Consider the following 22,990-nt stretch of genomic DNA (forward strand, 5'->3'; position numbering starts at 1 on the left):
TTCGGTGCGCGCTATGGCGTTGCGGTGGGCAGGAGTTCGGCGATCAGCGCTTGGACGCGCTGGGCGATGTCGTCGCGGATCGCGCGCACGGTGGCCAGCGGCTGGCCTGCGGGGTTGGGCACTCTCCAGTCGCGGTAGGACACTCCCGGGAAATACGGGCAGGTGTCGCCGCAGCCCATGGTGATCACGACGTCGCTGGCTTGCACGTCTTCGCCGGTGAGGACCTTCGGGCGGGCCGCGGTCACGTCGATGCCCAGCTCGGCCATGGCGGCGACGGCGACGGGGTTTACCTCGTCGGCGGGTTGCGTTCCGGCGGAACGGACCTCGATGCGGCCGTCGGCCAGCCGGCTCAGCAGGGCCGCCGCCATCTGTGAGCGCCCGGCGTTGTGGACGCAGACGAACAGGACGCTCGGCTTATCGGCCATCGGCGAACACCCGGGAACGCAGCGCGAGCGAAACGTAGACCAGACCCACGAGAACGGGCACTTCGATCAGCGGGCCGACGACCCCGGCGAGGGCCTGCCCGGACGTGACGCCGTACGTCGCGACGGCCACCGCGATCGCCAGCTCGAAGTTGTTGCCGGCCGCGGTGAACGCGAGCGTGGCGGTGCGGGCGTAGCCGAGTCGCAGCGCGAGCCCCAGGGCGTACCCCCCGGCCCACATGATCGCGAAGTAGGCCAGCAGCGGGATCGCGATCCGGGCCACGTCCCACGGGCGGGAGGTGATCTGATGACCTTGCAGCGCAAAGAGAATCACGATGGTGAACAGCAGCCCGTAGAGGGCCCACGGTCCGACGCGGGGGAGGAACCGCGTCTCGTACCAGTGGCGGCCCCGGAACCGTTCGCCGAGCCGGCGCGACGAGTACCCGGCCAGCAGGGGAACGCCGAGGAAGACGAGCACCGCCTTGGCGATCTGCCACGGGGAGACGTGAATGCCGGTTTGGGGCAGGCCCAACCACCCGGGCAGCACCGACAGGTAGAACCAGCCCAGCGCCGCGAACATCACCACCTGGAACAGCGAATTGAGGGCGACCAGCACCGCCGCGGCCTCGCGGTCACCGCAGGCCAGGTCGTTCCAGATGATGACCATCGCGATGCACCGGGCCAGGCCGACGATTATCAGGCCCGCGCGGTACTCCGGCAGGTCCGGCAGCAGCGCCCAGGCCAACGCGAACATCACCGCCGGGCCGACCACCCAATTGAGCAACACGGAGGTGACCATCAGCTTGCGGTCGCCGGTGACTTCGTCGAGCCGGTCGTAGCGAACCTTCGCCAGTACCGGGTACATCATCACCAACAGTCCGATCGCGATCGGCAGCGAAACACCTTGAATGGCAACGGCGCCCAGGGCCGAGCCCAGGCCCGGAACGATCCGGCCGAGCGCCAGGCCGGCCGCCATCGCCGCGCCGATCCAGACCGGCAGGAAGCGGTCCATGGTGGACAGGCGGGTCGCGGCCGCGCTGGGGGCCGACGTGTGTGCGCCCGTCACGGCTGCAGCACCGATGAAAGTTGTTGTAGCGCAGCGGGAATCACCCAGTAGTACACCCAGGTGCCACGCCGCTCGCAGTCCACCAGCCCGGCGGAGCGCAACAGTTTGAGGTGATGGGAGATGGTCGGCTGCGACAGGTCGAAGGTCGCCGAGATCTCGCAGACGCAGGCCTCGCCGCCGGGGCTGCTGGCGATCAGGCTCAACAACCTCAGGCGCACCGGGTCGCCCAGCGCCTTGAACATCGCCGCCAATTCCGACGCGTGGGACTCGGCCATGGCCGCCGTCCCCAGGGTGGGGCAGCATGCCTGCTGTTTCGACATTCTTCTATATAAGCATTTATCGAATCAGCGCGCCACCCCTATTTCGCGCGGACCCGCCGAATCGCGTAGGCGGCGAGGCCAATGGCAAGCACCGCCAGGCCGGACACCACCGACGACAGCGGCATCGCGAACGCGAGGACCACGCAGCCGACCAACCCGGTGATCGGAACCGCGCGGTGCGGGCGGCCCTCGCCGTGTCCCAGGGTGAACGCGGAAGCGTTGGCCACGGCGTAGTAGATGAGCACGGCGAACGAAGAGAACCCGATGGCGTCGCGCAGGTCGGCGGTGGCGGCCAGGATCGCCACCACCAGGCCGATCAGCAGCTCCGCGCGGTGGGGGACACCGAACCGCGGGTGCACGGCGGTCAGCGCGTGGGGCAGGTGGCGGTCACGGGCCATCGCCAGCGTGGTGCGCGAGACGCCCAGGATCAGCGCCAGCAGCGAGCCGAGCGCGGCGACGGCCGCGCCCACCTGCACGACGGGAACGAGCCAGCCCGCGCCGGCCGCCCGCACGGTGTCGACCAGCGGCGCCGTCGCCCGGCCGAGGCGCTGCGGCCCCAGCACCCCGAGCGCGGCCACCGCCACCAGGGTGTAGACGGCCAGCGCGATGGCGAGCGCGACGGGTATCGCGCGCGGGATGGTGCGTGCCGGGTCGCGCACCTCCTCGCCCAGGGTGGCGATGCGCGCGTAGCCGGCAAAGGCGAAGAACAGCAGCCCCGCGGCCTGGATGACCCCGCCGACGGTGGCGCCCGACGGGCGGAGGTGGTCGGTGACCGCCGTCCCCGAGGCGAACGCGGCGACGACCACCGCGGCCAGCACGGCCAGCACGAGGGCGACGATGACACGGGTGAGCCACGCCGACTTCTGCACGCCGGCGTAGTTCACGCCGGTGAGCGCGACCACGGCGGCGACGGCCACCGGGTGCGCGTGCGCCGGCCACGCGTAGGCACCGATGGTCAGGGCCATCGCGGCACACGAGGCGGTCTTGCCGACGACGAAACCCCACCCCGCCAGGTATCCCCAGAAGGCGCCCAGCCGCTCGCGGCCGTACACGTAGGTGCCGCCGGAGGCGGGGTAGCGGGCGGCCAGCCGCGCGGACGAGGTGGCGTTGCAGTAGGCCACCACCGCGGCGACCGCCAGTCCCAGCAACAACCCCGAGCCGGCGGCGCGCGCCGCCGGGCCGAGCGCGGCGAAGATCCCGGCGCCGATCATCGAGCCCAGCCCGATCGTCACCGCGTCGAACAGGCCCAGGCTTCGGCGGAGCTCGCCGGTGTCGCTGTCGGACAATCGTTCTCCTCACGCGCGCGCAGACGCCAACCTAGCAGAAGGGATTTGAGGTATTCTCGGCTACGACGGCGGCAGCCCGCCGTTGGCGCCACATACCCGAATCCCGCTGATTGGCAAGCGAATTGGACCGCGGCATCGACTTCCCGTCACCGGTCCTGGACGCTTGTCCCCGGAGGCGATGACGATGTCGCCGGATCGGCGGGAGTTCCTTAAATGGGCCGCGCTGGCCGCGGGCGGAAGCGCCGGGGCCTTGGCCGGCTGCGCACGGTCCGGCGACAAGGCCGACTACACGTTGCGGATCGCCACCGGCGCAGTCGAATTGGCGCCCGGCCACGTCGTGTCGACCCTGACCTACAACGGCCAATTCCCCGGCCCGCTGCTGCGGTTCACCGAGGGCCGGCGGACGGTGGTCGATGTCTTCAACGACACCGATTCCGCCGAGCAGCTGCATTGGCACGGTCAACAGGTGGGCGTCGACGTCGACGGCGCTGCCGAGGAGGGCACACCCTACATCCCCGCGCACGGCATGCGAAGGATCTCCTTCGTCCCCGGGCCTGCGGGGTTCCGCTTCTACCACACCCACGTGGTGCCGCGCGCCGACCTGTCGCGCGGCCAGTACAGCGGCCTGGTCGGCCCGGTCTACATCGAGCCCCGCCACAACGCCGGCGGCTACGACCAGGAGATCTTCCTGACGCTCAAGGAATTCGAGCCCTCGCTGAGCCGCGGCGGCGACATGGCCAGCGATTTCCTGGCCGGCGCCCCGGACCCGGATCTGCGGGCGCGGGGCGAATCGTCGATGGCGGCCTCGCTGGCCCGGGGCGACCCGCGCGGCTTCGAAGTGGGCTACGCGGCGTTCGCCATCAACGGCCGCGCGCTCGGCCACGGCGATCCCATCCGGGTGCGCACCGGTCAGCTGGTGTTGCTGCACGTGCTCAACGGCAGCGCCACCGAGACCCGCAGCCTGGCGCTGCCCGGGCACGCCTTCAACGTGATTGCGCTGGACGGCAACCCGGTGCCCCACCCCGCGCCCGTGCCGGTGCTGTGGCTCGGCGCCGGGGAACGCGTCTCCGCGTTGGTGCGCATGACGAATCCGGGGGTGTGGGTGCTGGGCGACCTGGCCGACGATGACCGGGGCCGCGGCATGGGTGTTGTGGTCGAATACGCCGGGCGCGGCGGGGACCCGGTCTGGACCGCGGCGCCGCCGTTCGCGTGGGACTACCGGCTATTCGCGCGCCCCGCCGCCGTCCCGCCGCCCGACCACACCATCGAGCTGCTGATCGAGAAGCGCAACGCCGCCGACGACGGTTTCAACGCTTGGACGATCAACGGCACGGCTTTCGCCATGGCCGCCAACCAGCCCGTGCTCGATGTGCGCCGGGGCGAGCGCTACCGGCTGCGCTTCCGCAATGCCAGCGACGACCTGCACCCGATGCACCTGCACCGGCACACGTTCGAAATCACCGAATTCGCCGGCACGCCCACCGCCGGTGTGCGCAAGGACGTCGCGATGCTGGGCGGCTATCAGAGCATGGACGTCGACTTCGTCGCCGACCAGCCCGGCCTGTCGCTGCTGCACTGCCACCAGCAGATCCACATGGACTACGGCCTGATGTTGCTGCTCAACAGCCGCTGAATCACCCCAGCGGATTGTTCTGCCGCACACCGCGATACATGCCCCACCGGACGATCCACGGCATCACCACCCGTTCGACCGACCACAACGGGAACCGGAACGCGTGGCCGGTCGGCATGAAAACCTCCAGCCCGTCGGGCTGGATGCCCACCAACGAGCCCCACCGCCGCGTCGGCGCGCGGTAGGTTCCCAACTTCCCGCCGGTCAGCTCGGCGCGGACGTTGCGGGCCACCAGCGCGTCCCCGCGGTTGCGGGCCGAGCTGCGCAGCGGGTCGGTCGCCGCGACGTCGCCCACCGCGAAGACGCCGCGCTGTCCGGGTACCCGCAGCTCCGGCGTGACCCGGACGAAGCCGCGCTCGTCGAGCAGTTCCGGCGGCAGCCAATCGGTGTTGGGCCGCACCAGCCCGATCGCCCAGAGCACCGCGTCGGCGGCCGCCGTGGGCTGGCCGGAGCTCCAGCGCACCGGCTCGCCGGTGATCTCGTCGCCCGGGAAGCCGTCGGGCAGCACCGCGCGGTGGCCCGGGTGAATGCCGACACCGAGGCCGGCGAGCCGTGCCTGGATCCGTCCCCAGATCCGCGGGTGGTAGGCCTGAAGTGCCGAGTGCCCGGGGAAGTACAGGTCGATCCGCTTGCCCGGCCAGGTGGTGGCCATGTTGAGCGCGCTGCTCACCGCGGCCGCGCCGCCGCCCACCACGATGACCGAGTCGGCGGCGGCCAGCCGGTCATGGGCGGCCCGCAGCTCCGCGCCCACCTCCGCGGCCGACTGCAGCGTCGGCCGGCGCCAGAAGCCGTTGCTGACCCCGGTCGAGATGATCAGCGCGTCGTACTCCTCGGCGAGGGCGGCGCCGTCGGCGCGGGTGCCCAGGACGGTGCGCCCCGACAGGTCGAGCCCGGTCAGCTGCGCCTGAACCGTCCGCACCCCGTCCAGGCGGCGGAACCTGTCGAACGGAATCCAGTAATCGCGGGCCCAATCGTGCGGGCGGGAGAGCCGAACGCCGAGTTCCTGACCACTGACCAGCGCCGGCTTGACGGAAATGCCGACGACGTCGGCGTGACCCGACAACCGGATCGCGGCCAGGACACCAGCGTCTCCGAGCCCGGCAATAACGACGCGCTTGCGGTTCATGTCGCTATCCTGCCTGGCATGAAGTTCGGGCCTGCCGAGTGACCATAGACATCGCCGATCCGCACCGGCCGATGCACCCGCGCGCGCGTGCCGCGTTGCGCGCCGCCGTGCGCGCGTCGGCGCCCCGCCCCGCCGCCGCCCGGCGGGCCGCCAAGGACTTCGAAAAGCCCGGCGCGGCGGCGGTGCTCGCCGAGATCCGGTGGGCGTTCACCTCGCCGCGCACCTGGTTGATGGGCGTGGTCGCCAACGTGATCTTCGCCGCCGCATGGCTGCTGGTGCAGCCGCTGACCGTCGGGCGCCACCACACCGACTGGGTGATCCTGATCGGCACCTACTTCTCGTCGTGGGTGCTGGCCGACGTCACCACCACCAATCTGTTCGGCGCCGACCACTACCGCGTCCTGGCCGGCCTGTCCGACGGCGTGCCGTTCTGGCGGATCCTGGTGATCAAAAACCTTGCCCTGCTTGCGATCGTCGGGCTGCCCACCCTGGTGGCGGCCATGGTGTTGACCCTGTGCCTGGAAACGCCGGGGCGGCTCGGGATCACGATCCCCACCGTCGCGGTGCCGATCGTGTCCTGGTTGGGGCTGGGCAACCTCATCTCCGCGCTGCACCCGGTGGGCGTCGAGCCGCTGACGCGGCGCTGGCGCCAGCGCGCCGATCGGCGCCGCACCGGCGGCTGGATCGCCGCCCTGACCCTGCCCTATGCGGTCTACTACGTCGCCGACCCGATGAACGGGGTGGAGCACCAGGTGCTTTGGACCAAGGTGCCGGCGTTGATCTGGCCGGTGTTCGGCCGCGACACCAAGAGCTTCGTGCACCTGGCCATCGCCGTGGCCGTCTGGGTCCTCGGTACGGCCGTCGCGGTGTTGTGGGTTCGCAGGCGCGGCTTGGCGATTCGATGACGGGTCACGGCACTGCGGGCTTGATCTCCTCGATCACCCACTGCGCGTAGTCGAGGTACGCGTCGACGCCATCACCGCATCCCGCCCAGCGGTCCGCGTCAAACCGATCCTCGTCTTGGGTTGTTAACCTTGCGCCGTGGACTCCGAACCGGACCCTACCGGCGAAAACAAGTCGAAGGCGGCGCTTGCCGCCACGAGTTGGGCGCTGCTGGGCATGATGTCCTACGAGGAGGAGGTCTCCGGCTACGACCTGAAAAAGTGGATCGACTGGAGCGTCGATCTGTACTACTGGAGCCCGTCGTACAGCCAGATCTACACCGAGCTGAAGAAGCTCGAGGGGCTGGGCCTGGTCACCTCACGGGTCGAGCACGACGAGGGCACGCGCAGTCGCCGGCTCTACAAGATCACCCCCGCCGGGATGGCCGCCGTCACCGACTGGACCAACAACGCCCCGGTGGACCCCCCGGTGCTCAAGCACAGCGTCCTGCTGCGCGTGACGTTCGGTCACCTGAGCAACCCGGCCCGGCTCAAGGAGCTGCTGGCCGAACACGTCGCCTACGCCGAAGCCAGGCACCGCAAAGCGGTCGAGGACGCCGACGGCGCCGAGGCCCAACCCGCGTGGGCGTATTCGGTGATCGCGCTGCGCTGGGCGGCCAAGTACTACGCGGCGGAGCGCGAATTCGCGCTCGAACTGATGAAGGACATCGACGAGGCGGACGCCATCCTGAAGAAGGCGGCCAAGGGGGGCTTCGGGCAGCCGCGCCCGATGCCCGGCTACTGGCGTGAGGTCGAGAAGCAGGTCGAGGCCAAACGCAAAGCGGACTGATCCTGCTGATGGCGGCGACCCGTCCCCCGCAAGCGGGAGGTACCCCCATCGCCCGGCCTCGCCGCCCTCGCGATCGCCGCTAGCCCGTCGCGTCCCGCGCCGCCGCGTCGCGGGCCGCGATGAAGCCGTACACCAGGCCCTGCGCGATCGTCGCCCCCGCGCCCGGGTACGTCGTGCCGAACGCGTTGGCGGCGGTGTTGCCGATCGCGTACAGGCCGGCGATCACGCTGCCATCCTCGCGGAGCACCCGTGCGCGCTCGTCGGCCTTCAGTCCGCCGCATGTGCCGAGGTCGCTGAGCACCATCTGCACGGCGTAGAACGGGCCCCTGAGCAACGGGCGCAGATTGGGGTTCGGCTTGATCGTGGGGTCGCCGTAGTAGCGGTCGTAGGCGCTGCGCCCCCGGCCGAAGTCGGGATCCTCACCCGCAGCGGCGTTTTCGTTGAAGCGAGTCATCGTCTCGCGGAAGTCGGGCGTCGGAACGTTCATCCGGGCGCCGAGCTCGTCGAGGTTGTCCGCCCGCACCGCGATGCCCGCGTCGTACCAGGCCTGCGGGATGCGCATGCGCGGGAACAGTTCGGCGCCAAAGACATAGCTGTTGCGGTACTGCTGGTCGAACACGATCCACATCGCGTCCACGGGGCTGCCCGACCGCTCCAGCTCGAGCAATCGCTGGCCGAACGACATGTAGTCCGCGGACTCGTTCGCGAAGCGGCGGCCGTTCTGGTCGACGATCAGACTTCCCGGCAGGGAACGTTCGGCCAGCATCACCGCCGGCGCCCTGCCCGGCAGGGGCGCGATGGCGGGAAACCACCAGGCCTGATCCATCAACGCGATGTCGGCGCCGCATTCCTGCCCCGCACGAATGCCGTCGCCCGTGTTGGATGGGGCACCCAGGCTCAGATTGGCGCCCAGCGACTCGGACTGAAACTTCCACCTCATGTCCATGCTGTGGTCGAAACCGCCGGTTGCCAGCACCACTCCGCGCCGGGCGGTGATCGTCACCTCGCGCCCGTCATGGTCGACGACCGCGCCCGTCACGCGCTTGCCGTCGCCTTCCAGGCGCACGAGCGGGCAGCCGGTCCACACCGGGATACCGGCGCGCAGCACCCCCGCGAACAGCCCGGCCATCAGACCCTGGCCGCCCGCGGCGTAGCGCCGACCGATCAGCCTGCCGCCGAGGCCCTGCGCCACCCGCTTGCCGAACGTCGGAATGCCCTTGCGCGGCACCCTGGCCACGAGGTTCATCCACCGGTAGTCGGCGCCCGTGGTCGGTATCGAGACGCCGGCCTCGAGCACGCCGGGCCGCAACCGGGTGCGGTACCGGCCGAGGATCGAGGTGTCAAAGGGGTGACATTCGCACGTCCGGCCCGCCGCGCTGCCACCCGGCTCCTCGGGGTGGTAGTCGGAGTAGTCACGGGCCCAGAACAGCCGCAACGGGGTGGTCCGGCGCAGCATGTCGACCGTCGCCGGCACCTGAGCCAGGAATTCCGCCGATCGTTGCGGTGGGGCCGAACCCGCGACCACCGAGTCCAAATACGCGGCGGCGCGCTCGCGGGAGTCCCCGGCGCCCGCTTCTCGCAGCACGGGGCTGACGGGTAGCCACAACGCGCCGCCCGACCGGGCTGTCGACCCACCCACGTGCGACGACTTCTCCACGATCAGCACCGACAGCCCGAGTTCGCGGGCGGCCAATGCCGCGGCCATGCCGGTCCCGGACCCGATCACCAGCAGGTCGACCGTCGTATCGGCCACGGGAAGCCCGGCGGGAATCGTCGTGCTCTGGGGGTTCACGCGCAAAACCGTATGCCGACGCCGCCCGGCAGCGGAAGAGCCGTCCTGATCAGTGGGAACAAGCGGCCCCGCTAACGGGCGGACGGGAGTTTAATCTTCCCCATGACGACGCAGTCCGAGGTCGACGAGATTCGGCAGATCGAAGCGCAGGCCGTGCCGACGCGGTACGCCCGCGGCTGGCACTGCCTGGGCTTGATCCGGGATTTCGGCGATGGCAAGCCGCACGCGGTCAGCGCCTTCGGGCAAAAGCTCGTCGTCTTCCGCGGCGCGAACGGCACCATCAACGTCCTCGACGCCTTCTGCCGGCACATGGGCGGTGATCTTTCGCAGGGCGAAGTCAAGGGGGACGAGATCGCCTGTCCGTTCCACGACTGGCGCTGGGGCGGGGACGGTCGGTGCAAGCAGGTGCCCTACAGCCGGCGCACGCCGAAGCTGGCGCGCACCGGGGCGTGGACCACGCTGCAGCAGGACGGAATGTTGTTCGTGTGGAACGACCCGGAGCGCAAACCGCCGCCGCCGGAGGTCACGATCCCGCGCATCGAGGGCGCCACCAGCGACGAGTGGACGGACTGGCACTGGTACACCACCGTCGTGCAGAGCAACTGTCGCGAGATCATCGACAACGTGGTGGACATGGCCCACTTCTTCTACATCCACGGCTCGTTGCCCACGTACTTCAAGAACATCTTCGAGGGGCATGTGGCCACGCAGTACATGAACGGCGGGAGTCGTCCCGACATCGGGAGCCCCGAGGGGACCACGATGCTGGGGACCACGTCGGTGGCTTCCTACTACGGGCCGTCCTTCATGATCGACGACCTTACCTACCACTACACCGACGGCGACGCCAAGACGATCCTGATCAACTGCCATTATCCGATCGACTCGAATTCCTTTGTGCTGCAATACGGAATCATCGTCAAGAAGTCGGACAACCTGCCCGGCGATGAGGCGCTGAAAACCGCGGTCAGCCTGGGTGACTTCGTCAAGATCGGGTTCGAACAGGACGTCCAGATCTGGCGACACAAGGCGCGCATCGACAACCCGCTTCTCGTCGAGGAGGACGGCCCGGTCTACCAGTTACGCCGCTGGTACCAGCAGTTCTACGTCGACGCCGCCGACGTCCAACCGGATATGGTGGACCGCTTCGAGTTCGAGCTCGACACCACCAGGCCCTACGAGGCGTGGATGAAAGAGGTCGAGGCCAACATGGCCGCGCAGGGCGCCGGCTAGTGTGATGTCGCTCGATTCGTCTGCGCGGCAGGACAATCGCCTCGACGAGATGCCGATGCGCCCCGTGGGGTGTCGCAGGTGCGGGGCGCAGGTGCTTGCTCGCAAAAGCAGCTGGAACCAGACCAGCGTGCAGTGGAACGCCGATGCGACGGCCCGGTGCGTCGAGCGTGCGGACGCCGTGCGGATCGCCGGCAACCACCGCGTGGTGTTCCTGGCCTGCTCGGCACTGCGCGAATCGATCGAGCGCGCCGTCGCGGCCGGCGAGCTGGCGATCGTCGACGGCGCATGACCCATCTCCGCCGAGCGTCGAATTATCGTGCCGTTGAAGGCCTTTCCACCCAAACAACTCGACGCTCGACGGTGAGGTTTTCGGTCATGCGAGCTGGAATGCGCTGATGGGTGCCTCTTCGGGATAAATAGCAGGGCCGCCCAGGTCGTAGCCGGCGTTGAGCGCGCTGATGAACGCCGGGTCGTGCAATGGTTCACTGGGGATGTCGAGCTTGATGCCCCTGCCCTTGAGGTCGTCGACCATGATGTCGATGGCCGTCTCGATGGTCAGGTCGTGCGATCCCTCCATGTTCTTCTTGAGCTCGTCGTGGTCGGTGAATACCTCGGCGGACCAGTGCACCAGGAACCGCAGTTGGTCGGTGTGGTGGCGGGCGATCACCTCGTCGCCGTTCTTGAGCAACCACTGATTCGGGTCCTCGGGGTCGCCGGAAAAGACGGTGTCGAAGGACAACCCGGCCGGAATTTGTTGCTCGAGTGGCCCGTTCGCTTCGCCGCGATGCACCATCATCTCGTTCTGCACCACCACGCCGCGGTTGTTGATCGGCGGCAGAACGCGTTTGGGGGCCTTGAGCGGGCCGTCGGGCCAGTAGGTGAACCCGCTGCCGGGGTCGAGCGAGAACCACGTGATCACCTGCGCCATCTTGACCAGGTAGTCGCCGAACAGGCCGGACTTGCCCATCACGCTGGTGAGCCAGGTCGGCGCGTTCTCGTGACGCACGCCGCGAAAGCTCGGCGAGTCCAGATGTCCCGGGTCGCGGTTGGCGCACGGCCCGTTGATGTTGAACAGCATCAGCTGGGGTTTGGCGTACTGGGCGTTCCAGTAGCTTTTGGCCATCTCGAGGAACCGCGCGTTGTAAAAGCAGTCGTGCAGCTCTGGGTAGAGCACCGCGCCGTAGTTGGCGAGGTAGCCGCGGAAGGTCGGTGTCAGGAACAGGTCCAGCGACGGGGTGAAGCCTTCTGGGAAAAGGCCGCTCATGGTGGCGATCAGCTCATCGGGCGACGCGAAGTGTTGCGCGATGATCAACCGCCACGGCCCCTCGGTGCGTACCACATCCAGCAGGCGTTCGCGTTGGTCGTCGGTATAGACGTTGTCGACCTCGCGGGGCGGCGCGGCGGGCCGCAACACGTCGGAAAGCTCCATCCGCCGGTCGTCGGTGAGCATCGGCTGTCTCCTTTTGCAGTTCGTGCCCCGATTGTGGGCGGGGCGATTCCGGTGCGGGGGGCCATGGCCCGGTCACCGGGACGTCAAGCCCGGACCGGATGGCCGAACTTGGCCCGCAGGAGCGCGCCGATCTCGGCGATGGCCAGCCGGCCCCGCGCCGTGGCGTCGGAACGCATCAGAAATCCGTGGCACATCCCGGGATAACGGGTCAGGGTGGTCTGCACGCCGGCGTCGCGCAGCCGTGTCGCATACCGCTCACCCCAATCCCGGATCGGGTCGCACTCCGCGGTGACGACGATCGCCGGGGGGAGGCCGGCGAGCTCGGATGCGTAGGCGGGCACCAGGTACGGGCTGGTGGGCGGGCCCGCGTCCCCGTCGGCCAGGGAGTGCATGTACTCGATGTCGTCGCGGCTGAGCATCGGGGCGTCCGCCAGGGCGGTGACGGACGGGGCCGTCATGTCGCGATCCAGGCCCGGATACAGCAGCACCTGCGCGCCGATCGGCGGACCGCCACGGTCGCGCGCGGCGAGCGCAACGCCGGCCGCCAATGCGCCGCCCGCGCTGTCGCCGATCACCCCGAGCCGTTCGGGGTCGACCCCCAGCTGACGAGCATTCCGTGACACCCATTCCGTCGCGGCGTACGCGTCGTCGAACTGCGCGGGCGGAGGCCACTCCGGGGCCAGGCGGTAGCCGACCGCGACGACGGTGGCGGCAGACGCCGCGGCCAGCTCACGGGCCAGCGGCTCGAATGAGTGGTTCGACCCCATCACCAGCCCACCGCCGTGCAAATACACCAGCACGGGTCCACCGCTTCCGGCGTCGGGGCGATAGACCCGTGCCGCGATGTCACCCGCCGGACCGGGAATGGCTGCTTCCGTGACGGCGGCCATCTCGGCCATCGACTCGGGCGGTGGCGCGGATTCGAGCGCGGCGCGCACGGCCGCGAGCCCGCGCTGGCGCATCGGTGGAACGTCACCGAACGAAGCGACGCGGGCGGCGGCGTCGGGGTCCAGCTGGCAGGCCCCCATGTCAGAGCCGCTGCGCACCGAACCGGCGTTCCGTGCGCAGCACGGGCCGTCGTTGCGCGGCAAGCACTTCCGCGCGCTCCGCCATCGCCGACCCCACTTCCGGGTGGGTGAGCAGGTAGAAGCGGCCTTCGGCGGCCTGTTGGAACAGCGTTTCGGCGGCCGCCAACGGGTCCATCGCCACCGCTTTGATGTCGAGCATCGCTTCGCGATGCGTCTCCGCGGCGCCCACATCAGCGGCCGCCGTGGCGTCGACACCCCCCGCGGATTCGAAGATGTTGGACACCACAGGCCCGGGCAGCACCGCCTGCACATGGATGTGGTGGTGGTGTCCCGCCAATTGCACCTCGGTGCAGAGGCATTCGGTCATGGCCAGCACGGCGTGCTTGCTCACGAGGTAGGGCGTCTGCAACGGCATCGTCACTACGGCGCCGACCGACGCAACGTTCCACACCCACGCCTGCTCGTCGACGGCCATCATCTTCGGCAGAAACGCGCGCACGCCGTAGAAGACTCCGCTGATGTTGATGTCGACGACGCGCCGCCAGTTCGTCACCGGCGTGTCCCACAGATAGCCGAACTGTTCGATACCGGCGTTGTTCACCAGCAGCCGCACCGCGCCGAAATCCCGATAGACCCGGTCCGCGAGGTCCTGCACCGCCTCGGGATCACGCACGTCGCAGACGATGTCGACGGCCGTCCCTCCGGCCGCGCAGAGTTCGTCGCGCAGCGCGGCGATGCCGTCGGCGTCGATGTCGGCGAGCACCGTGGTCATGCCCAGCCGGTGGGCGTGCCGCGCCAAACCGGCACCGATCCCGGATCCGGCGCCGGTGATGACGGCGACGCCGCCGGCGAAGATGCCGCGGGCGCTCATCAGGGGGTGGTGCTGTCGGCGTGCAGGTCCGCCAGCAGGACCGAGTTGGTCGCATCGAGAACGACGTCCATCTCGCTGAATTGCAGCCCATCGTCGCCGCGCCGGACGGCGACGTCGACAACCCCGCTGGAAACCGCGAACGGCACGTAATTGGCGATCTGGTTGACGAGGATGTAGAACCGCGCGCGGGTGACGTCACCGTCGGTGCCGGTGCGGTGGATGTTGGTGGCGTGGTGGCGCAGCGGGTACGGGCTCTGCATGCGGTGCTGGGACAACCACTGGATCACCGCGTCTCGGCCGTTGAGCTCGGGCGACATCAGGTCCTCGAAAGGACTTGCGCCCGAGTCACTTCTGGTCACATAGCGCACGTCATGGGCGTATCGGAGTGCCAGCTCGTCGTAGTGGGCCTCGTCGTAGTGGTACCAGAACTCGCCGATGAACTCCTGCAGTTCCGACAGCGCGATGTCGTGGTTCATGGCATCGAATGAAACTCCACTGTGGGCGCGACGGCACGGTGACCGCCCGATGAGTGGAACACATCCGCCTCACTCCGTGATGAGGCTCCACAAACCCCCGGCGCTCACGCGCATGGCGGCGTCGGTGACGACGTCGTCCCAGTAGCGCATCGAACCGAACTCCGACCGCCACGCCAGCGCGGCCGTGGTGAATTCGTGCAGGCGGTGCTCGCGGGTGGTGCCGATGGCGCCGTGCACTTGGTGGGCGTTCCTCACCACCACGGAGGTCGCGTGGCCCGCACACGAACGCGCGGCGGCCACCAGGAATTCCAGCGTCGGGCTCGACCACTCGCCCCCGACGCCGGCCGCCAACGCCGCCTCGGTCGCGGCCCGGGCGAGCGCGGCCTCGGCGGCGACGTCGGAAACCAGGTGCTGAACCGCTTGGAACTTCGCCAGTGGGCGCCCGAACTGCGTTCGCGAGGTCACGTGCTCGATGCAGAGTCCCAGTGCTTCGTCCAGGGCGGCGCACACCTGGATCGCCCGCACCAACCCCGACCTCAGCCGCAGCTGGCTGACCAGGGTCGGGCCGATGGGCGTTCCCTGCAGGCCGGAGAGCTCGGCGGCCACGGTGTCACGTGGTTCACCGATCGAATTGGCGCCGGGGGTGATGGTGAGCATCTCGGCCGCGGCGTCGGCGACGCGGTACTGCCCGTCGGCGCGCCATACGACCACCACGCGTTCGGCCGTGCTCGCCCATGGCACGTGCGTCGCGACGCCGCGCGTGTCGACCACGCAGACTGTGCGCGCCGCGCCGTCGGCGCCCAATCCGCTGGCGTCCAGGAGCCAGCACGCCAGCAAGTCGTGCTCCGCCAGCGGAATTCGAATACCGTTGCGCACCGCCGCGTTCAGCAGTTCGGCCGCCTCGTACCACCCGGCCCCGCTGCCGCCGTGCTCGACCGCACCGGTGAGGCGCAGCAGACCAAGCTCAGCGAGCTGCCGCCACAGACCGGAGCCCCGCTCGACGATCGTTTCGCTCCCGAGCTTTTCGCGGTGAGCGCCGAAGACGGCGCCCATCATGTCGGCCAGGGCTTCGTCGACGGAAGGCCCGGCGCTCACCGCAGCCCCAATGCGCGGGCGATTACCCCGCGAAGCACCTCGTTGGTGCCACCGCGCAGGGTGAATCCCGGCCGTTGATCCACGCCGGCACGCACCAACGCGGCGAAGATCCGGTCGGGGGAGTCCTGCAGGTCGGCGAACTCCGCGATCTCGCCCTCGGTGGTCGTGCCGAGCACCTTGACCAGGGCGGCGGGGATATCGGCCGGCTCGCGCCGTTCCAACGCGCCGGCAACCGCGGTGGACATGTGATGCAGACCGGCGACTCGCGCGACGAGCCTCCCCAGCTCCGCGTTGCGGGGAATGGCGTTCGCGGCCATCCGGTCGGCGCAGGCCGCGAGCAGGACGAACGTCGACAGGTACCGCTCGGGTCCGCTGCGCTCGAAGCTCAGCTCGGAAGTCACCTGCCGCCAGCCGTCACCGATTGCGCCGAACACCATCTCGTCGGGGACGAACGCCTCATCGAGTATCACCTCGTTGAAGTGGTGGGCGCCGTTCATCGACACGATCGGGCGCACGTCGACGCCGGGCCCCCGCAGATCGACGATGAATTGGCTCAGTCCGGCGTGCCGGTGCTCTGGATCCAGTGGCGCCGTGCGGGCGAGCACGATGAACGCGTGCGCGAGGTGCGCCCCGGACGTCCACACCTTGGTGCCGGTCAGCGACCACCCGCCGTCGACGCGCAGCGCCCTGGTGCGCACGCTGGCCAGGTCGGAGCCGGACTCCGGCTCGCTCATGCCGATGGCGAAGAAGCACTCGCCGCGCACGATCCGCGGCAGGAAGGCCAGCTTCTGTGACTCCGTGCCGTATTTCAGCAATGACGGCACGATCTGCCGGTCGGCGATCCAGTGCGCGGCGACGGGGGCGCCGGCGGCGAGCAGCTCCTCGGTGACGGCGAACCGCTCCAGAAATGAGCGCCCGTGGCCGCCGTATTCGACGGGCACCGTCATTCCCAACCAGCCGCGCGCCGCGAGCGCGGCGGTGAAGTTTTCGTCCCATCCCGACAGCCAGGCGTCCACCGACGGGGTGAACGCCCCGGCGGCCAGTTGGTCGTCCAGGAACTGCCGCACCTCGTCGCGAAGGTCCTGTGTCGACAACGGGTCGAGCGCGATCGGCGGCACCAGCCGGGAAGAGGCCATCACCGTATCTTCCACCCCGCGCTGAATCGCTCGCGCAGCACGCGTTTCAGCAGCTTGCCGCTGGGGTTCTTCGGTAGGGAATCGACGAGGAAGATCCGCTTCGGTGTCTTGAACCCGGCCAGGTGCGCGCGGCAGTGCCCGAGTATGTCGTCCTCGGCGAGGTCGACGCCGTCGCGCAGCACCACCGCCGCGACGACGGCCTCGACCCAAATAGGGTGGGCCAGGCCGAAGACCGCGACTTCTTCGATGCCGCCGTGCCGGTAGATGACCTCTTCGACTTCCCGGCTTGCGACGTTTTCCCCGCCGGTCTTGATCATGTCCTTCTTGCGGTCCACGACATGGAGCAGCCCGTTCTCGTCGTAGTAGCCGAGGTCGCCGGAGTGGAACCAGCCGCCCCGGAAGGCCTCGGCGGTCTGCTGCGGATCGTCCAGGTAACCCAGCATCAAATGCGGGCTGCGATGGGCGATTTCACCGACTGTTCCGGTGACGACGGACTTGTCCGCGTCGTCCAAAATCGCGGTCTCCACGTTGGTCACCGGCCGCCCCGCCGAACCCGCGTGCGCGTCCTGTTCGTCGGGCCCGAGCGCGGTGGCCAGCGGCGCCATTTCGGTTTGGCCGTAGAAGTTCCACAACCTCATGCGCGGCAGGCGCTCCCGAATCTCGTTGAGGATTTCGACCGGCATCGCCGAGGCGCCGTAGTAGCCCTTGCGCAGGCTGGACAGGTCGACGGTGTCGAAGAGGGGTGATCGCAGCAACGAGATCCACACCGTCGGTGGGGCGAAATAGTTGGTGACGGCGTAGCGCTCGATGGTGCGCAGGACAAGTTCGGGGTCCGGCCGCGGCAGGATGATGCTGGTGGCGCCGAGATAGACATCGGTGGCCAGGAAGTTGTCGAGTTGCGCGCAGTGGTAGAGCGGCAGCGAATGGATCTCGACGTCGTCGGCGGACATGTCGCCGGCCAGGATCGTGCTGATGTAGTTCCACATCAGGCTTCGGCTGGTATGCATGGCGCCCTTGGGGCGCGATTCGGTGCCGCTGGTGTACATCAGGCGCAGCAGCTGGTCGTCATCGATGTGGGGGCGTGGGGCCGTCGAGGTGGTGCTCAGCCACTCGGCGAAGTCGGGCCAGCCGGCCGGCGCGGACCGCCCGGGCGGCGCCAGCGCCGCCTTCGTCGTCACCGAGCCACCCAGTCGCATGGCTTGCTCCGCGGTGGGTGTCAAGTCCGCTTCCACGATAAATCCCCGTGCGCCACTGTGGCCGAGGATGTAGGAGACCTCCTCGGCGGTGAGCATGAAGTTGACCGGGACGAGGACCACCCCCGCCCGCGCCGTGGCGAACGCCAGTACGGCGTATTGCCAGCAGTTGTGCGACAGGAGGGCCAACCGATCGCCGGCTCGAAAACCGTTGTCGCCCAACGCCGCGGCCGCGCGGTCTACCAGGTTCTCGAAGTCGGCGAAACTCAGCACGACGTCGCCGTCGACAATCGCGATCTTGTCCGGGTGCCTGCGCGCCGACCGGCGGGGGATATCGCCGAGCGCGTGGCCGCGGGCGCGCGCGACGCTGACGTCCAACTCGCCCAACTGCATGCCGGCCACCGTAGGCGCCGACACTCGACGGTTTGTCCCCGGTGTCCCGCTGAGTAGACAAGGGCCACCCGATGGCGACGGGCGACGGCGATACTCGGCGTCATGAGCACGGGCGCAACCGCGAGAGCCGACCGCACCGGGCCCGTGGGCGTCGATCGCGACGAACTGCGGGCCAACCTGCTTCGCGCCGACCCCGGCGTGCTCGTCGCGGTGCTGGCGCAGCTCACCGGTGACCCCGGGGTGGTCGACCGCTTCGCGCCGAAGATCACCCACGTGCCCGACCCGCCGGAGCAGGCGGGCACGACCGACCCGGAGACGCGGGCGGCCATCGTCGAGGCTATGGTCAGCGCGCTGCAAGTGCCCCGGCCCCCGCACGCCGCCCGGGCCGACGACCCCGACCTGTTCGCGCGGATCGCGCCGGTCGCGCTCGGCGGAACGATCGACCCCGAATACCTCCCGCTGCTGTTGGAGCAGGGCGGATTCCAACCGCCCCAGCCGGTGCTGCCTCGCACCGCGAAGCTCCCCGACGACTTTCGGGTGGCGATCATCGGCGCCGGCATCGCGGGATTGACCGCCGCGTTGGAGTTGGCCGACGCCGGCGTGAACTTTGAAATCTTCGACCGCCACGACGAGGTCGGTGGCACCTGGTACACGACCACCTATCCGGGTATCGGCGTAGACACGCCCTCGGCGTACTACTCGTTGTCGCGCGACATCAACGGCGATTGGTCCAGCTATTACCCGATGGGGTGGGAGTATCAGTCCTATCTGGTGTCGGTGGCCGACAAGTACCGACTGCGGCAACGCACCCGCTTCGGTACCGAAGTCGAAGCCCTTCGGTGGGACGACGAGCGTCAGCAGTGGCAGATCCGTGCGGTGGGCCCCGGCGGTGCCAGCGAGATCAGCTACGCCAATGTGGTGATCCCGGCCGCCGGCTACCTCAACCGGCCACGCTGGCCGCAACTGGACGGAAGGGGGACTTTTGCGGGAGTCGAAATCCATTCGGCGCGTTGGGATCCCGGCCTTGATCTGACCGGCAAGCGGGTTGCCATCATCGGTGCCGGATGCACCGCGGTGCAGATCGTCGACGCGTGCGTCGATGAGGTGTCGCACCTGACGGTGTTCCAGCGCCAGCCGCACTGGGTGGCGCCGCGGCGGCGGCTGACCGATGACGTGCCCGACTATCAGCGGTGGCTGGGCACCCGGTTGCCGTTCTACGCCAATTGGATTCGGCTCAAATCCTATTGGGGAACCGCGGACAACAACTATCCCGTGATCTTGTACGACGCCGAATGGGCGCGCGACCATCTGTCCATTTCGCCGGCCAACGACGCGCTGCTGCAGATGTGCCTGAAGTACATCGACGACGTTTTCGGCGCGGGCAGCGAACTCGCCCGGAAGGTCACGCCGGACTTCGCGCCCTACGGCAAGCGGATCATCCGCGATCCCGGCGGGTACTACGCGGCGCTGGCCCGCGAGCACGTCGACGTCGAAGCGAGCGAACCCGCCCGTGTCAACGAGGCGGGCATCGTGACGGCCGACGGCAGGCAGATCGACTTGGACGTCATCGTCTACGCGACCGGCTATCATCTGGATTTCCTGTCCACCATGGACATTGAGGGGCGCGGCGGCAAGAGGCTGGCCGAGGAGTGGGGCAACCGGCCGCGGGCCTACCGCGGTGGGACCGTCCCCGGGTTCCCGAACTTGTTCATCTCGTCGGCGCCCAACTACAGCCCGGGACACGGCGCGGGACACAATTTCGGCGTCGAGGTGATGGTGCACTACGTGATGGAATGCCTCCAGCTGATGGCGCTGCGAGCGGCGTCGACCATCGAAGTGAATCAGCGCGCTTACGACGACTACGTCGCCGACATCGACGCGACGATGGAGGGCACCGTGTGGTGTCACACCCCGTCCGCGCACACGTACTACCGTTCGGGCGGTGGGCGGATCGTGACGGCCTTCCCTTACCGGCTGCTCGACGTATGGCGTGATCACCGGGTACCCGTTGAGGGCGATTTCGAGTTGCGATGACCGGGTTGCTCTCCGGGAGGACGGCTTTGGTCACCGGCAGTAGCCGCGGGATCGGCCGGGCCATCGCCTTCCGCTTGGCGGCGGAAGGCGCCACCGTGGCGGTCACGGCCCGCTCGCACGACGCGTCGTCGTCCGTGCGCGGTGGAGCGGCCAGCACGCTGCCCGGCACCATCGGCGAGACGGTCGAGTTGATCGAGGCCGCCGGCGGGAAGGCGTTCGCCGTCGCGGCCGATCTCGAGGATGCCGGGCAGCGCGACGGGCTTATCGACGAGGTGGTCGACCGCGCCGGCCGCATCGACATCCTGGTCAACAACGCGGGTTTCGCGGACTACTGTCTGGTGGAGGACATGAGTCTGGAAACGTTCGACCGGACGGTGGAGCACTACCTGCGCACACCGTTCGTTCTGACCAAAGCCGTTGTGCCGCAGATGCGTAAGCGGGGCGCGGGCTGGATCGTGAACATCGGCTCGGTGACCGGCGTCGCCCCGGTGCGACCGTATCGCGACTACAACAAGACCTCCGGCGACGTGATCTACGCGTCGTGCAAGGCCGCGCTGCATCGCTTCACCCAGGGCGTCGCCGCCGAATTGCTCGATGCCGGCATCGCGGTGAACTGCGTCGGCCCGTCGACGGCCGTTCGCACACCCGGTGCGGCCCAGCTCATTCCGGATGGCTTCCCGACCGAGCCGGTGGAATACCTGGCCGAGACCGTGCTGGCGATGTGCCACCTGCCGGCCGCCGAGCGCACCGGACTCGTCGCGTTCAGCCTGCACTTTCCCTGGTCGCAGCAACTGCCCGTGCACAGCCTGGATGGCACCCGATTGTTGCCGCCGTTGCCGCCACCGCCGACGGCGAATCCGAATATCAGGGCCGCGGGGCTCTAACTGGGGTCAAATGCGAGTGGCCTGGCAGCGTCACACCGGCCGGCGCTCGGCTCCCTGGGCCAGGGCAGCGGCCATTCTGGGCATGCTCATGCGCAGCAGCACCCAAACGAGTGGTCCGGCAAGGGGGATTCGCGAACGAAACGTTGCCCGCCAGACGATGAGCGACCCGCCAGGTTTGTCACGGATGTCGACATCCGCGCGGTGGTCGGCGACCGGGATCCCGGACAAGATGGTGTAGGCGTGGTGGTGCGGGCGGTCGGCCACCAAAACCTTTTCGCGCATGGTCAATCCACTCACCACGACTCGGCGTATGGCGCCTTCCCGTGTACCGGCGCCTCCTGGGTCGTCCCAACCGGCGCTTCGGGTGCCGGGCAACCAATCCGGCCACCGCTCGACGTCGATGAGCAGGTCATAAACGACCCCGGCAGGCGCGGTGCACGGCCTTTCGACGCGACAGGAGAAGCGCACGGGTAGAGACTACGCGAAGCACAACGTCCGGGTGCCGCATGGCCGCACACTCACGGCTTCCGCTTACCTCAAAACCGCAGCAGCACTGAGACAGAAGCTATGGCAAACGCGATCGCGCACGATGACTTCGGGACATTCGGGGTCGAACCAACGGTCCACGACCGCCCAGTGGATGGGATGCGTCAGATAGGGGCCCATGAGCCCGTCGACGTCGGTGAAGTGCTGTTCGAACACGTGGGTCCACGCCGAGGCGCCGGACGCTTCGTCTACACGGCTGAGCTGCCAATCAGTTATGGTCCGAGTGTATTTCGGCATCAGCCGCAGATCGGCCTCAAAACGGGCGATGGTCGCCCGGTCGGTACCGGGCACCACGCTCAACAACAGGGTGCGATAGACGGACCCCGGAAGAGCCGACCAATCCGTGCTGGCGGGACGGCCGTGATAGCTCGCGCCGTTGACGCGACCAACCGACGGGTCTCGCAGCAGCTTGCTGAATGTTCCTGCGACAGAGTCCCATTCGCGTGGACCAGTGAACCGCATGTGCAGGAGAATGTCGCCGCCGTTACGCGAACCGGGCAGCGTCGGCTGCACCACCCAGCGCGACGCTTGGGCGTCGCGGGCGGCCGAGCGCAACGCGGTGAGCATCCGGTCGCGTTCGTCCTCGACGACGTCCAACAACCTGGTGACGCTAAACATCGCAAAGCCGGTCCACGTCCTCGGCGGACGCGGCGAACGAGCGGGACCGCTCCTGCACGAGATCGGCTATGCCGCACCACCATTCACCGAGGGCCGGGTCCGTCCTGCCCTTCCACGTCATCTCCCACCACGCCCGCACGTCGGGCAGCGTCCAGGTGATGGTCACGGTGTTGGTTTCGTCATCGAACCAGATCGGCGGGCTGACGAGGACATCGCGCAACGTCATGCCGCGCTCCCGCGCGCCCGGGGCGTACTCGGCGAGGTAGGCGTCGACGAATCGCCGAGCGCACCCGGGTCGGGTGACCACCCGGTCGATCACGAAGACCCGTCCGCCCGCGTTCACGCGTACTGAAGGGCGGGCCGCGTCGCCGGACCCGCGGGACGCAACGGGCGCAGCGGCTGCAGGGTTGGAGCGACGCGCTGCGGACCGCCCTCGACGTTGCGCCAGATGCCCATCGCGGTCATCCGCACCGGGGCCGTCAGTCGCTGGTCGAACATCATGCGGTTCATCGGCCCGCAGACCGACACCGCGGCCACCGCCTCACCGGGCCCGCCGATCGGTGCCGCCACGCAGCCGAAGCCCAGCAGCGACTCCTCGCGCTCGAACGCGACGCCATGGGCCCGCACCTTGGCCAACTCCTGTCTCTTATACACATC

The 22,990-nt window shown here is 68.9% G+C and carries 21 protein-coding genes and 2 pseudogenes; 7 read left to right on the forward strand and 16 right to left on the reverse strand.

Going from position 1 to position 22,990, the window contains the following annotated elements; genetic code table 11:
- Positions 1-11: 11 nt before the first annotated feature.
- The 3 genes and pseudogenes from arsB to WU80_RS11815 all read right to left on the reverse strand — a co-directional run bounded on the left by arsB (position 12) and on the right by WU80_RS11815 (position 3,094).
- A pseudogene (gene arsB, locus WU80_RS11805) lies at positions 12-1,434 on the reverse strand (ACR3 family arsenite efflux transporter).
- Between the two features lie 50 nt (positions 1,435-1,484).
- Positions 1,485-1,808 carry a helix-turn-helix transcriptional regulator gene (locus WU80_RS11810; RefSeq protein ID WP_055403652.1) on the reverse strand — a complete coding sequence of 108 codons (324 nt, stop codon included), beginning with the start codon at positions 1,806-1,808 and terminating at the stop codon, positions 1,485-1,487.
- Positions 1,809-1,846: 38 nt separating this feature from the next.
- Positions 1,847-3,094: an APC family permease gene (locus tag WU80_RS11815; protein ID WP_055403653.1), complete on the reverse strand. Its 1,248-nt coding sequence runs from the start codon at positions 3,092-3,094 to the stop codon at positions 1,847-1,849.
- 178 nt (positions 3,095-3,272) lie between these two features.
- Here WU80_RS11815 and WU80_RS11820 point away from each other — a divergent pair, with 178 nt between their 5' ends.
- The gene (locus WU80_RS11820; RefSeq protein ID WP_055403668.1) at positions 3,273-4,727 is read left to right on the forward strand and encodes a multicopper oxidase domain-containing protein; all 1,455 of its coding nucleotides are present in this window, start codon (positions 3,273-3,275) and stop codon (positions 4,725-4,727) included.
- Between the two features lies 1 nt (position 4,728).
- Here the strand turns inward: WU80_RS11820 and WU80_RS11825 are convergent, their stop codons facing one another.
- Positions 4,729-5,853, reverse strand: a complete 1,125-nt coding sequence (locus WU80_RS11825; RefSeq protein ID WP_055403654.1) for an FAD-dependent oxidoreductase — start codon at positions 5,851-5,853, stop codon at positions 4,729-4,731.
- 71 nt (positions 5,854-5,924) lie between these two features.
- Between WU80_RS11825 and WU80_RS11830 the strand changes: the two genes are divergently transcribed.
- Positions 5,925-6,758, forward strand: coding sequence for a hypothetical protein (locus WU80_RS11830; protein WP_197281259.1), 834 nt, complete (start codon positions 5,925-5,927; stop codon positions 6,756-6,758).
- Between the two features lie 136 nt (positions 6,759-6,894).
- The gene (locus WU80_RS11835; RefSeq protein WP_055403655.1) at positions 6,895-7,584 is read left to right on the forward strand and encodes a PadR family transcriptional regulator; all 690 of its coding nucleotides are present in this window, start codon (positions 6,895-6,897) and stop codon (positions 7,582-7,584) included.
- Between the two features lie 79 nt (positions 7,585-7,663).
- Here the strand turns inward: WU80_RS11835 and WU80_RS11840 are convergent, their stop codons facing one another.
- Positions 7,664-9,376 carry a 3-ketosteroid-delta-1-dehydrogenase gene (locus WU80_RS11840; protein WP_082459879.1) on the reverse strand — a complete coding sequence of 571 codons (1,713 nt, stop codon included), beginning with the start codon at positions 9,374-9,376 and terminating at the stop codon, positions 7,664-7,666.
- A 102-nt stretch (positions 9,377-9,478) separates the two neighbouring features.
- Between WU80_RS11840 and WU80_RS11845 the strand changes: the two genes are divergently transcribed.
- Together WU80_RS11845 and WU80_RS11850 are read left to right on the forward strand one after the other, a co-directional pair.
- The gene (locus WU80_RS11845; RefSeq protein WP_055403656.1) at positions 9,479-10,609 is read left to right on the forward strand and encodes a Rieske 2Fe-2S domain-containing protein; all 1,131 of its coding nucleotides are present in this window, start codon (positions 9,479-9,481) and stop codon (positions 10,607-10,609) included.
- A 4-nt stretch (positions 10,610-10,613) separates the two neighbouring features.
- Positions 10,614-10,898 carry a hypothetical protein gene (locus WU80_RS11850; RefSeq protein WP_055403671.1) on the forward strand — a complete coding sequence of 95 codons (285 nt, stop codon included), beginning with the start codon at positions 10,614-10,616 and terminating at the stop codon, positions 10,896-10,898.
- 84 nt (positions 10,899-10,982) lie between these two features.
- On the opposite strand, the gene WU80_RS11855 is transcribed toward WU80_RS11850, so the two are convergent.
- The 7 genes and pseudogenes from WU80_RS11855 to WU80_RS11885 all read right to left on the reverse strand — a co-directional run bounded on the left by WU80_RS11855 (position 10,983) and on the right by WU80_RS11885 (position 18,251).
- Complete coding sequence (locus WU80_RS11855; RefSeq protein WP_055403657.1) at positions 10,983-12,059, reverse strand: hypothetical protein; 1,077 nt, start codon at positions 12,057-12,059, stop codon at positions 10,983-10,985.
- Positions 12,060-12,126: 67 nt separating this feature from the next.
- Positions 12,127-13,087 (reverse strand): annotated as a pseudogene (locus WU80_RS11860) (alpha/beta hydrolase); the annotation flags it as partial.
- A gap of 1 nt (position 13,088) precedes the next feature.
- A complete protein-coding gene (locus WU80_RS11865) occupies positions 13,089-13,958 on the reverse strand; it encodes an SDR family NAD(P)-dependent oxidoreductase (protein ID WP_055403659.1) in 870 nt (289 codons plus the stop codon).
- Positions 13,958-14,434 carry a nuclear transport factor 2 family protein gene (locus WU80_RS11870; protein WP_055403660.1) on the reverse strand — a complete coding sequence of 159 codons (477 nt, stop codon included), beginning with the start codon at positions 14,432-14,434 and terminating at the stop codon, positions 13,958-13,960. Before WU80_RS11870 ends, WU80_RS11865 begins: the two co-directional genes overlap by 1 nt.
- Positions 14,435-14,503: 69 nt before the next feature.
- Positions 14,504-15,529, reverse strand: a complete 1,026-nt coding sequence (locus WU80_RS11875; protein ID WP_231633810.1) for an acyl-CoA dehydrogenase family protein — start codon at positions 15,527-15,529, stop codon at positions 14,504-14,506.
- Positions 15,526-16,665 carry an acyl-CoA dehydrogenase family protein gene (locus WU80_RS11880; RefSeq protein WP_055403661.1) on the reverse strand — a complete coding sequence of 380 codons (1,140 nt, stop codon included), beginning with the start codon at positions 16,663-16,665 and terminating at the stop codon, positions 15,526-15,528. The genes WU80_RS11875 and WU80_RS11880 overlap by 4 nt, the downstream gene beginning before the upstream one ends.
- Entirely contained in the window at positions 16,665-18,251 is a 1,587-nt protein-coding gene (locus WU80_RS11885) for an acyl-CoA synthetase (RefSeq protein ID WP_055403673.1), read from the reverse strand. The genes WU80_RS11880 and WU80_RS11885 overlap by 1 nt, the downstream gene beginning before the upstream one ends.
- Positions 18,252-18,353: 102 nt before the next feature.
- Between WU80_RS11885 and WU80_RS11890 the strand changes: the two genes are divergently transcribed.
- A complete protein-coding gene (locus WU80_RS11890; protein ID WP_055403662.1) occupies positions 18,354-20,285 on the forward strand; it encodes an NAD(P)/FAD-dependent oxidoreductase in 1,932 nt (643 codons plus the stop codon).
- Positions 20,282-21,169 (forward strand): SDR family NAD(P)-dependent oxidoreductase, encoded by an 888-nt coding sequence (locus tag WU80_RS11895; RefSeq protein ID WP_055403663.1) that lies wholly within the window; start codon positions 20,282-20,284, stop codon positions 21,167-21,169. Before WU80_RS11890 ends, WU80_RS11895 begins: the two co-directional genes overlap by 4 nt.
- A gap of 30 nt (positions 21,170-21,199) precedes the next feature.
- On the opposite strand, the gene WU80_RS25400 is transcribed toward WU80_RS11895, so the two are convergent.
- From WU80_RS25400 to WU80_RS11915, 4 genes are all read right to left on the reverse strand, one after another.
- Positions 21,200-21,637 (reverse strand): SRPBCC family protein, encoded by a 438-nt coding sequence (locus tag WU80_RS25400; protein ID WP_082459880.1) that lies wholly within the window; start codon positions 21,635-21,637, stop codon positions 21,200-21,202.
- A 63-nt stretch (positions 21,638-21,700) separates the two neighbouring features.
- A complete protein-coding gene (locus tag WU80_RS11905) occupies positions 21,701-22,333 on the reverse strand; it encodes a Dabb family protein (RefSeq protein ID WP_055403665.1) in 633 nt (210 codons plus the stop codon).
- Positions 22,326-22,676: a hypothetical protein gene (locus WU80_RS11910; RefSeq protein WP_055403666.1), complete on the reverse strand. Its 351-nt coding sequence runs from the start codon at positions 22,674-22,676 to the stop codon at positions 22,326-22,328. Before WU80_RS11910 ends, WU80_RS11905 begins: the two co-directional genes overlap by 8 nt.
- Positions 22,673-22,990 (reverse strand): IclR family transcriptional regulator C-terminal domain-containing protein (locus tag WU80_RS11915; RefSeq protein WP_231633811.1); only part of this gene is annotated, 318 nt, incomplete at its 5' end. The genes WU80_RS11910 and WU80_RS11915, both read right to left, overlap by 4 nt.

Origin of the sequence: Mycobacterium sp. UM_11, from assembly GCF_001414075.1 — a bacterium.
Lineage (GTDB): Bacteria > Actinomycetota > Actinomycetes > Mycobacteriales > Mycobacteriaceae > Mycobacterium.